At 74.6% G+C, this 8,279-nt stretch carries 11 protein-coding genes; 2 read left to right on the top strand and 9 right to left on the bottom strand.

Translation table 11 applies throughout. The annotated features are described in order from the left end of the window. The 4 genes from E1300_RS45075 to E1300_RS45060 form a co-directional block, all read right to left on the bottom strand. Positions 1–383: ATP-binding cassette domain-containing protein (locus E1300_RS45075; RefSeq protein WP_131763413.1), on the bottom strand; the 383-nt coding region annotated here is incomplete at its 3' end. Next, positions 380–1,192, bottom strand: a complete 813-nt coding sequence (locus tag E1300_RS45070; RefSeq protein WP_131763412.1) for an ABC transporter permease — start codon at positions 1,190–1,192, stop codon at positions 380–382. The genes E1300_RS45075 and E1300_RS45070, both read right to left, overlap by 4 nt. Positions 1,193–1,214: 22 nt before the next feature. Next, positions 1,215–1,994 carry a molybdate ABC transporter substrate-binding protein gene (gene modA / locus E1300_RS45065; RefSeq protein WP_242619804.1) on the bottom strand — a complete coding sequence of 260 codons (780 nt, stop codon included), beginning with the start codon at positions 1,992–1,994 and terminating at the stop codon, positions 1,215–1,217. A gap of 29 nt (positions 1,995–2,023) precedes the next feature. Beyond that, complete coding sequence (locus E1300_RS45060; RefSeq protein WP_131763410.1) at positions 2,024–2,443, bottom strand: TOBE domain-containing protein; 420 nt, start codon at positions 2,441–2,443, stop codon at positions 2,024–2,026. A gap of 197 nt (positions 2,444–2,640) precedes the next feature. Here E1300_RS45060 and E1300_RS45055 point away from each other — a divergent pair, with 197 nt between their 5' ends. Beyond that, positions 2,641–3,069, top strand: a complete 429-nt coding sequence (locus E1300_RS45055) for a PPOX class F420-dependent oxidoreductase (RefSeq protein ID WP_131763409.1) — start codon at positions 2,641–2,643, stop codon at positions 3,067–3,069. Here the strand turns inward: E1300_RS45055 and E1300_RS45050 are convergent. Beyond that, complete coding sequence (locus E1300_RS45050; RefSeq protein ID WP_131763408.1) at positions 3,014–4,192, bottom strand: nucleoside 2-deoxyribosyltransferase domain-containing protein; 1,179 nt, start codon at positions 4,190–4,192, stop codon at positions 3,014–3,016. The genes E1300_RS45055 and E1300_RS45050 overlap by 56 nt on opposite strands. A 145-nt stretch (positions 4,193–4,337) precedes the next feature. Here E1300_RS45050 and E1300_RS45045 point away from each other — a divergent pair, with 145 nt between their 5' ends. Then, complete coding sequence (locus E1300_RS45045; RefSeq protein ID WP_131763407.1) at positions 4,338–4,961, top strand: hypothetical protein; 624 nt, start codon at positions 4,338–4,340, stop codon at positions 4,959–4,961. 70 nt (positions 4,962–5,031) lie between these two features. On the opposite strand, the gene E1300_RS45040 is transcribed toward E1300_RS45045, so the two are convergent. The 4 genes from E1300_RS45040 to E1300_RS45025 form a co-directional block, all read right to left on the bottom strand. Further along, a complete protein-coding gene (locus E1300_RS45040) occupies positions 5,032–5,235 on the bottom strand; it encodes a hypothetical protein (RefSeq protein WP_131763406.1) in 204 nt (67 codons plus the stop codon). 148 nt (positions 5,236–5,383) lie between these two features. Beyond that, complete coding sequence (gene der / locus E1300_RS45035; protein WP_131763405.1) at positions 5,384–6,769, bottom strand: ribosome biogenesis GTPase Der; 1,386 nt, start codon at positions 6,767–6,769, stop codon at positions 5,384–5,386. A gap of 46 nt (positions 6,770–6,815) precedes the next feature. Beyond that, the gene (gene cmk, locus E1300_RS45030; RefSeq protein WP_242619803.1) at positions 6,816–7,478 is read right to left on the bottom strand and encodes a (d)CMP kinase; all 663 of its coding nucleotides are present in this window, start codon (positions 7,476–7,478) and stop codon (positions 6,816–6,818) included. Positions 7,479–7,672: 194 nt separating this feature from the next. Then, a partial coding sequence (locus E1300_RS45025) for a prephenate dehydrogenase dimerization domain-containing protein (protein WP_242619802.1) occupies positions 7,673–8,279 on the bottom strand: 607 nt, incomplete at its 5' end.

Here is an 8,279-nt window from a genome sequence, read left to right as displayed (position 1 = left end):
CGCGCGGCGGCGTGCCCGGCGAGGCCGACGCGCTCCAGCCACCCGGCCGCCTCGCGCCGGGCCGCGCGCTTGCGCGCCCCCTGGCAGCGCAGGCCGAACGCGACGTTGTCGAGGGCGCTGAGGTGCGGGAACAGCAGGTAGTCCTGGAAGACCATGCCGATCCTCCGGCGCTCCGGGGGCAGCGGGCGCAGGTCCGCCCCGTCCACGCGCAGGTGCCCGCCCGCCATCGGGACCAGCCCGGCGAGGGCGCGCAGCGCGGTGGACTTCCCGGCGCCGTTCGGGCCGAGCAGCGCGACCACCTCGCCCGGCGCAGCCCTCAACGCGAGGTCGAGGTCGAACACCCCGCGCCGCACCACCACCCGCGCGTCCAGCCCCGCGGTCATGAGGTGCTCACCCAGCGGTCCCGGAGCGCGGCCAGCACCACCACCGACACCGCGAGCAGGACCAGGCTGAGGACGATCGCCGCCTGCGGGTCGGTCTCCAGGGCCAGGTAGACGGCGAGCGGCATCGTCTGCGTCCGGCCCGGGAAGTTGCCCGCGAACGTGATCGTCGCGCCGAACTCGCCGAGCGCCCGCGCCCAGCAGAGGATCGCCCCGGCCGCGATGCCGGGCGCGACGAGCGGCAGCGTGACCCGCCGGAAGGTCGTCCAGCGGGTGGCGCCGAGCGTGGCGGCGGCCTCCTCGTAGCGGGAGTCCGCGGCGCGCAGCGCGCCCTCGACGCTGATCACCAGGAACGGCATCGCCACGAACGTCTCGGCCAGCACGACGCCGGCGGTGCTGAACGGCAGCGTGATCCCGAACGCGGAGTCGAGCCACGCGCCCGCGAGGCCGCGCCGCCCGAGGACGAGGAGCAGCGCGACGCCGCCGACGACCGGGGGCAGCACCAGTGGCACGGTGACGAGGGCGCGGACGAGCCGGGCGCCGGGGAACGGCACCCGGGCCAGCATCCACGCGAGCGGCACGCCGAGCAGCAGGCAGACGCCGGTGGCGAGGGTGGCGCTGACCATCGAGAGGCGGAGCGCCTCCAGCACCTGCGGCTCGCCGAGCCGGGTCCCGAGCGTCGACCAGGGCGCGCGAACGAGCAGCCCCGCGAGCGGCAGGACGAGGAAGGCGAGGCCGGTGAGGGCGGGCACGAGCAGCACCCACGGCGGGCGCCCGCCGCCCGCCCACCGGTCACGCTCCCGCCTCCTCACCGGCGGCCCGTCGCGAACGCTGTCACGGCGCCTCGAAGCCTGCTCCGGTCAGCGTCGCCCGGCCCTGCGGCGACAGCACGAGGCGCACGAACTCCCCCGCCAGCGCCGCCTGCGGCGCCTTCGCCACCCGGGCGATCGGATAGTCGTTGACCGCCTGCGCCGACTCGGCGAACTCGATGCCCTTGACCTGGCCGCCCGCCGCCCTGGCGTCCGTGCGGTAGACGAGCCCGGCGTCGGCCTCGCCGAGCCGGACCTTCGTGAGGACGGCCTTGACGTCCTGCTCCCGCGAGACGGGCTTGACCGCGACCTTGGCCGCCGCGAGCGCCTTCTCCGCCGCGGCGCCGCACGGCACCTGCACGGCGCACAGGACGACCTTCAGCCCGGACCGGGACAGGTCGGACGGCTTGCCGACCTTCCCGGGGTCGTCCTTCGGGACGGCGATGACGAGCCGGTTCCTGGCGAACACCTGCGGCGTGCCGTCCGCGTCGCCGCCGTCGGTCACCGTCTTCATCGTCGCGGGGCTCGCGGCGGCGAACACGTCGGCGGGGGCGCCCTGCGTGATCTGCTGGGCGAGCGTCGAGCTGCCGCCGAAGTTGAACTTCACCTTCACGCCGGGGTGCGAGCCCTCGAACGCCTTGCCGAGCGCGGTGAACGTCTCGGTGAGCGAGGCCGCCGCGAACACCGTCAGCGTGCCGCCGCTCTTGCCGCCGCCACCGCCGGAGTCGTCGCCGGTGTCACCGCAGCCCGCCGCCGCGGCCGCCAACAGGGACACGGCTGCCACGCCGACGGGAATGCGCTTCAACACAGTTCTCCTCAGGGAAGGCATCGGGTTCAGCCCGGCTCGGCCACTTCCACGACGACGTTGGTGGACTTCACGACGGCCTCCGCGACCACGCCGACGCGCAGCCCGAGTTCGTCCGCGGCCTCCCGGCTCATCAGCGAGACGACGCGGAATGGGCCCGCCTGGATCTCCACCTGAGCCATCACGCCGTCCCGGACGACGTCGGTAACGATGCCTCGCATCCGGTTGCGCGCCGAGGAGAACCGGCCGTCCTGGTCGGACGGCCCGGCGGCTTCGGAGGCCTTTCGCGCCTGGTCGCGGACGAAGGCGGCGAGCTCGGCGCCCGGGACCCGCCGGTGGCCGTGCTCGTCCCGGTCGGCGGGAAGGCGCCCGCCGTCCACCCAGCGGCGGACGGTGTCGGCGCTGACGCCGAGCAGCGCGGCCGCCTCACTGATCCTGAACGTCGTCACGGCGCACAGCGTACTGCCTCGCAGATTCGAGGAGTAGACCGCTTATGGAGACGATTTGCGAGTCCTAGCCAGAGCTCGGACTCGCATTCGCGGCGATCGGGCGTCGGCCGTCCGGGCGCCGCTTGACCTGAAGTCGGCTTGAGGTTCTAGCGTCGGTCCCGCCGAACTCACCACCGCGCACGAACGGAGACTCGACGATGACCTCGACCCCCTTCACGGACGCCGAGCGCGCCTACCTGTCCCGGCAGAGCCTGGGCCGCCTGTCGACGATCGGACCCGACGGCGGCCCGCAAGTGCGGCCCGTCACGTTCCGCCTCAACGACGACGGGACGATCGACATCGGCGGCCCCGCGAACGCCGCCAGCCGCAAGTACCGCAACGTCGAGCGGGACCCGCGGGTGTCGTTCGTCGTGGACGACATGACGCCCGAGGACGAGCCCGGCGCGCTCCGGCCGGGCTGGGGGCGGGGCGTGGAGGTGCGCGGCCGCGCCGAGCTCGCGAAGGGCCGGATGGACGTCGGCGAGGGCTTCTTCAGCGACGACCTGATCCGGATCCGCCCGGTCCGCGTGATCAGCTGGCACATCGACCCGGAGCATCCGGAGCAGCGGGCCCGGACCGTGGGCTGAGCACCTCCGCGATCATCCCGAGGGTCGCCCAGTCCACGAGCCGCTCCCGCCTGATCCGGCCGAACGGCACGACCTCCACGTGCGTGATCTCGCCGTCCGCCGCGAGGCCGTGCGGGCCGGACCGGGCGAGCCGCGCCAGCTCGTCCGCCGTGACCTCGGCGGAGAACAGGTGCGCCCGGTGCGCCGACAGCGTCGCGTTGACCTGGCGCGGCCCGTGCTCGCGCAGCCGCCCGGGCGCAAGGACGAGGCCGGTCTCCTCGGCGACCTCGTCCAGGGCGGTGCGGAGCGGCCCGCCGGCCGTCCCCGACCCGCCCGGCAGCTCGTGGACGAACCCGTCGGCGGCGGCGCCCGGGCTGCGGAACTCGCGGACGAGCACCACGTCGGTGCCGTCGAGCTCCGCGCCCGGCCGGTACAGGACGACCGTGGAGATGTCCGGCCTGCCGATGACGATCTCGTTGTCCTTGACGCGGTCCTCGGCGGCGACCCGCACCCGGACGTGCAACGCCCAGCAGTTCCCGAAGCGGAGCACGACGCGCGCGCCCACCAGGACGTTCCCCGCTCCGCGCTGCGCCGCGTACCAGTGCCGGAAGGTCGGCTCGTGCCAGAGCAGCAGCGGGACCTCCCGCTCGCCGCCCGTCCGGGGCGCGCCGGGGCCGATCCGGTCCAGCGCGGCGGCGACCGTGCCCGGCAGGTCGTCCGCGACCGGCACGCCGGACTTGGCGGCGTAGTGCAGCAGGTAGCGGTTGCCGGGCGCCTCCGGCGGGGCGCCGAACACCGCGCGCCCGCTGTCGTGCCACATCCCCCACTCCACGTTGGTGGTGAACGCGGGCATGGTCGCGGGCTCGCGCGGCACGTAGAACAGCACCGCGTCGGACAGGTGCAGGCACCGCTCCTCCCACTCCACCTGCCCGGTGTAGTCGTCGTAGCGCCGGTGCCGGTGCTCGGGGACGAAGACCACGAGCCGCCCGTCGCCGCGCCAGCGGGCGCGCAGCTCCGCGATCGCCTCCGGCCGCCACGACGAGACGCCCTCCGAGCGCGGTGTGGGTCCCGCGAGGAACACGGCGGCGCTCCACTGATCCGGCGGCTCCTCCCGTGCGTACACGATGGTGATCATCGACGCCATACGCGTGCTCCCGTCTCCCGGCCGGCTCCCCTGCCGCCGGGGCCATCCTCCACGCCCGCCCGTCCGGCGGGCCGCGCTTGGAGCGATTTGTCCCGGGTAAAGGGGATTCCAGATGGAAGCACGTGCCCGGTCAGGAGGACGATCAATGACGCGGACGATGCGCGTGCCGCGCACGCGCGGCGGCCTCAGCGGACTGATGCTGGTGCTGCTCGGCCTCTGGGGCGGCCTGCTGCCCTTCGTCGGCCCCTACCTCGACTTCGGCTTCGCCCCGGACGACACCTGGGTCTACGACACCGACCGGCTCCAGCTCAGCGTCGCGCCCGGCGCGGCGACGGTGCTCGGCGGCCTGATCGTGCTCGCCAGCGCCAACCGCGCCGTCGCGATGCTGGGCGCCTGGCTCGCGGTGCTGGGCGGCGCCTGGTTCGCCGTCGGCGGCCCGGTCGCCGCGCTGTGGGACGTCCCCGGCGTCGGCGCGCCCCTCGGCACCGAGGAGGGGCGGCGGGTCGCCGAGCAGCTCGCCGGGTTCACCGGGCTCGGCGTCGTGATCGTCTTCTTCGCCGCGCTCGCGCTCGGCCGCTTCGCCGTGGTCGGCGTCCGCGAGGCGGTGGCGGACGAGCCCGTCCCGGAGGCCGCCGGCGGGTCGGGCACGACGCAGCCGCTGGTGTTCGGCCGGTACGCGCGCGAGAACCCGCCGGGCGCGCGGCCCGACCGGCCGTCGCAGCCCGGTGACCAGCGCGTGGCGGGCGACCAGGGCCGCTACGACCACTGACCGCCCCGATCGCCGGAAGTCCTGGCAGCCGCGCCCCCGGTAGCGAGGACCCGGGGGCCGTGCTGTTCCGTCAGCGGTTGCGGCTGCGCATGTTGCGGACGCTCTTGGTGGTCTCGTAGCTGCGCTTCTCGTCGTCCACGTGCACGTCGTCGCGGTCGGTGAACATCGCGACGAAGGCGATCACGAGGCCCACCCCGCCGATCCATGGCTGCCGCCAGGCGAAGCTGAGCGCCACGCAGACGACAGCACAGGAGATGAGCAGCAGCAGCTTCACATCGCACTCCTCGACCCGCGCCCTGGTGCCCGGGCGCCGGCGCCCGGGCGGAGTAAGGGACGGCTTACCACCGGCCCGCAAGGGCATCCTGACATGCGGGGGCCCGCCCGGGGAAGACACCCGGGCGGGCCGCCATCGCGAAAAACGGCTACTTCTTGTTCTTGCCGCGCTTCTCGCGGATCTTCATCGTGATGTCGAGCGGGGTCCCCTCGAAGCCGAACTCCTCGCGCAGCCGCCGCTCGATGAACCGCCGGTAGCCCTCCTCCAGGAACCCGGAGGTGAACAGGACGAACCGCGGCGGCCGCACCCCGGCCTGCGTCGCGAACAGCACGCGCGGCTGCTTGCCTCCGCGCACCGGGTGCGGGTGGGAGTTCACGAGGTCGGCGAAGAACTGGTTCAGCTTGGACGTCGGGACGCGGGTGCTCCAGCCCTCCAGCGCCGTCTCGATGGCCGGCACCAGCTTCTCCATGTGCCGCCCCGTCTTGGCGGAGATGTTCACCCGGGGCGCCCACCGCGCGTTGTGGAGCTGCCGGTCGATCTCGCGCTCCAGGTAGTGGCGGCGCTCCTCGTCCAGCAGGTCCCACTTGTTGTAGGCGATGACGAGGGACCGGCCCGAGTCGACCACCATCGAGACGATCCGGAGGTCCTGCTCGGCGAGCGGCTCGTCGGCGTCCACCAGCACGACCGCGACCTCGGCGCGCTCCAGCGCCGACTGGGTGCGCAGCGTCGCGTAGAAGTCGGCGCCCTGGTTCTCGCGATGCCGCCGCCGGATCCCGGCGGTGTCGATGAACCGCCAGACCTTCCCGCCGAGCTCGATCTCCTCGTCGATCGGGTCGCGGGTCGTCCCGGCGACCGCGTCCACCACGGCCCGGTTCTCCCCCGCCAGCTTGTTCAGCAGGCTCGACTTGCCGACGTTCGGGCGGCCGAGCAGCGCGACCCGGCGCGGCCCGCCGGCCTCGCCGAACGTCTCCGGGGGCGCCTCGGCGGGCAGCGCCTCCAGCACCGCGTCGAGCAGGTCGCCGCTCCCCCGCCCGTGCAGGGCGCTGACCGGGTGCGGCTCGCCGATGCCGAGCGACCACAGCAGCGCCGCGTCCGCCTCGGCGCCCGCGTTGTCGACCTTGTTGGCGACCAGCACCACCGGCTTCCCGGACCGGCGCAGGATCTCCACGACCGCCTCGTCCACGTCCGTGGCGCCGACCGTCGCGTCCACGACGAACATCACCACGTCGGCGAGGTCGACCGCCAGCCGGGCCTGCTCGGCGATCGCCGCGGCCAGGCCGGACGAGTCCGGCAGCCAGCCGCCGGTGTCGACCACCGTGAACCGCCGGCCGCTCCACGTCGCGTCGTAGGCGACCCGGTCGCGGGTCACGCCCGGGACGTCCTCCACGACGGCCTCGCGCCGCCCGAGGATCCGGTTGACCAGGGTGGACTTGCCGACGTTCGGCCTGCCGACCACCGCCACGACCGGCGCGGGGCCCGCGTCCTCGTCGACGTCCTCGACGACGTCGACCGTCTCGATCTCGTATTCGCTCACTGCCGTTTCCCCGCGGACGCCGCTTCCCTCCCGGGAGGCGGTCCGCTCACTCATGCTCCTTGGCGAGGCGGACGACCGCCTCGATGACCTCGACGAGGCCCAGCTCGGTCGAGTCGATCTCGTGCGCGTCCGCCGCCTTGGCGAGCGGCGACGCCTTCCGGGTGGAGTCGAGCCGGTCCCGGCGGGCCTGCTCGGCCCGGGTGACCGTCACCGACGCGCCGGGATCGGCGGCCAGGTCCTTGGCGCGGCGCTGGGCCCGCGCCTCCTCGCTGGCGGTGAGGTACACCTTGACCTGGGCGTCCGGGGCCACGACCGTGCCGATGTCGCGTCCCTCCACCACGATCCCCCCGGTACCGATGATCTCACGCTGGAGCTCGACGAGCCGCGCCCGGACCGCTGGGACGGAGCTGACCGCGCTGACCGCGTTGGTGACCTCGCGGGTGCGGATCGGGCCGGACACGTCCGCGCCGTCCACCGTGATCGTCGGCGCCGCCGGGTCCGAACCGGCCTCGATCACCGGCTCGCGGACGCGCGCCGCGACGGCCTCGGCGTCGTCCACCGGCACGCCGTTGCGCAGCATCCACCAGGTCATGGCGCGGTACATCGCGCCGGTGTCCAGGTAGCGGAGCCCGAGCGCCCGGGCGACGCCCTTGGACGCGCTGGACTTGCCGGATCCCGAGGGGCCGTCCATGGCGATGACGAGCGGCACGATCGCTCCCTTTCGTTCACGTCGGAGCACCCGCCGGCACGGGCGGCGGGCGAGGCGGGCGGCGGTGCGCACCGTACATGTCGCACCGTACGTGCCGCCCCTGCGAGTCCCAACGCATCAGGCTACCGGCATGGGACCACCGTCCGGGCCGTCCGCGGCGGGCCGGGCGCACGGGGACGGGCCGGGCGCCGGGGTCAGCCGGGGACGGACCAGCCGCGTGCCCGCAGCTCGGCGGCGAGCCGCTCGGCCTGCTCGGGGACGACCGACAGCTCCAGGACGCCGAGCGGGCGGCCCGGCGAGTGCTCGATCGTCACGTCCTCGATGTTGACCTGCGCGATCCCGGCCGCCTGGAAGATCATCGCGAGCTCGCCGGGGCGGTCCGGGATGACGACCTGGACGGTGGCGTAGGCGGACGCGTCGCCGCCGTGCTTGCCGGGGATGCGGGAGCGGCCCGCGTTGCCGCGCAGCAGCAGGTCGGCGACGTGGGTGGCGGCCCCGTCGCTGCCGTCGCGCAGCAGCGACGCCGCGACCGCGAGGTCGGTGGCGACGGCCTCCAGGACGTCGGCGACCGGCTCGGAGTTGGCCGACAGGATCCCGATCCACAGCCGGGGGTCGCTGGCGGCGATCCGGGTGACGTCCCGGACGCCCTGCCCGGCCAGGCCGAGCGCGACGTCGTCGGCGCCGGTGAGGCGGGCGGCGACGGCCGCCGACACCACGTGCGGGGCGGCCGCCTGGTCCCGCTCGGCGAGCAGGACCGGTCGCGCTGGGACACCGGCATGATCCGCGAGGGCGTGGCGGTCC

Origin of the sequence: Actinomadura fibrosa, from assembly GCF_900659615.1 — a bacterium.
GTDB lineage: Bacteria > Actinomycetota > Actinomycetes > Streptosporangiales > Streptosporangiaceae > Spirillospora > Spirillospora fibrosa.
Note: the sequence above shows the minus strand (reverse complement) of the source record. Positions and strands in the feature narration are given on the sequence as shown.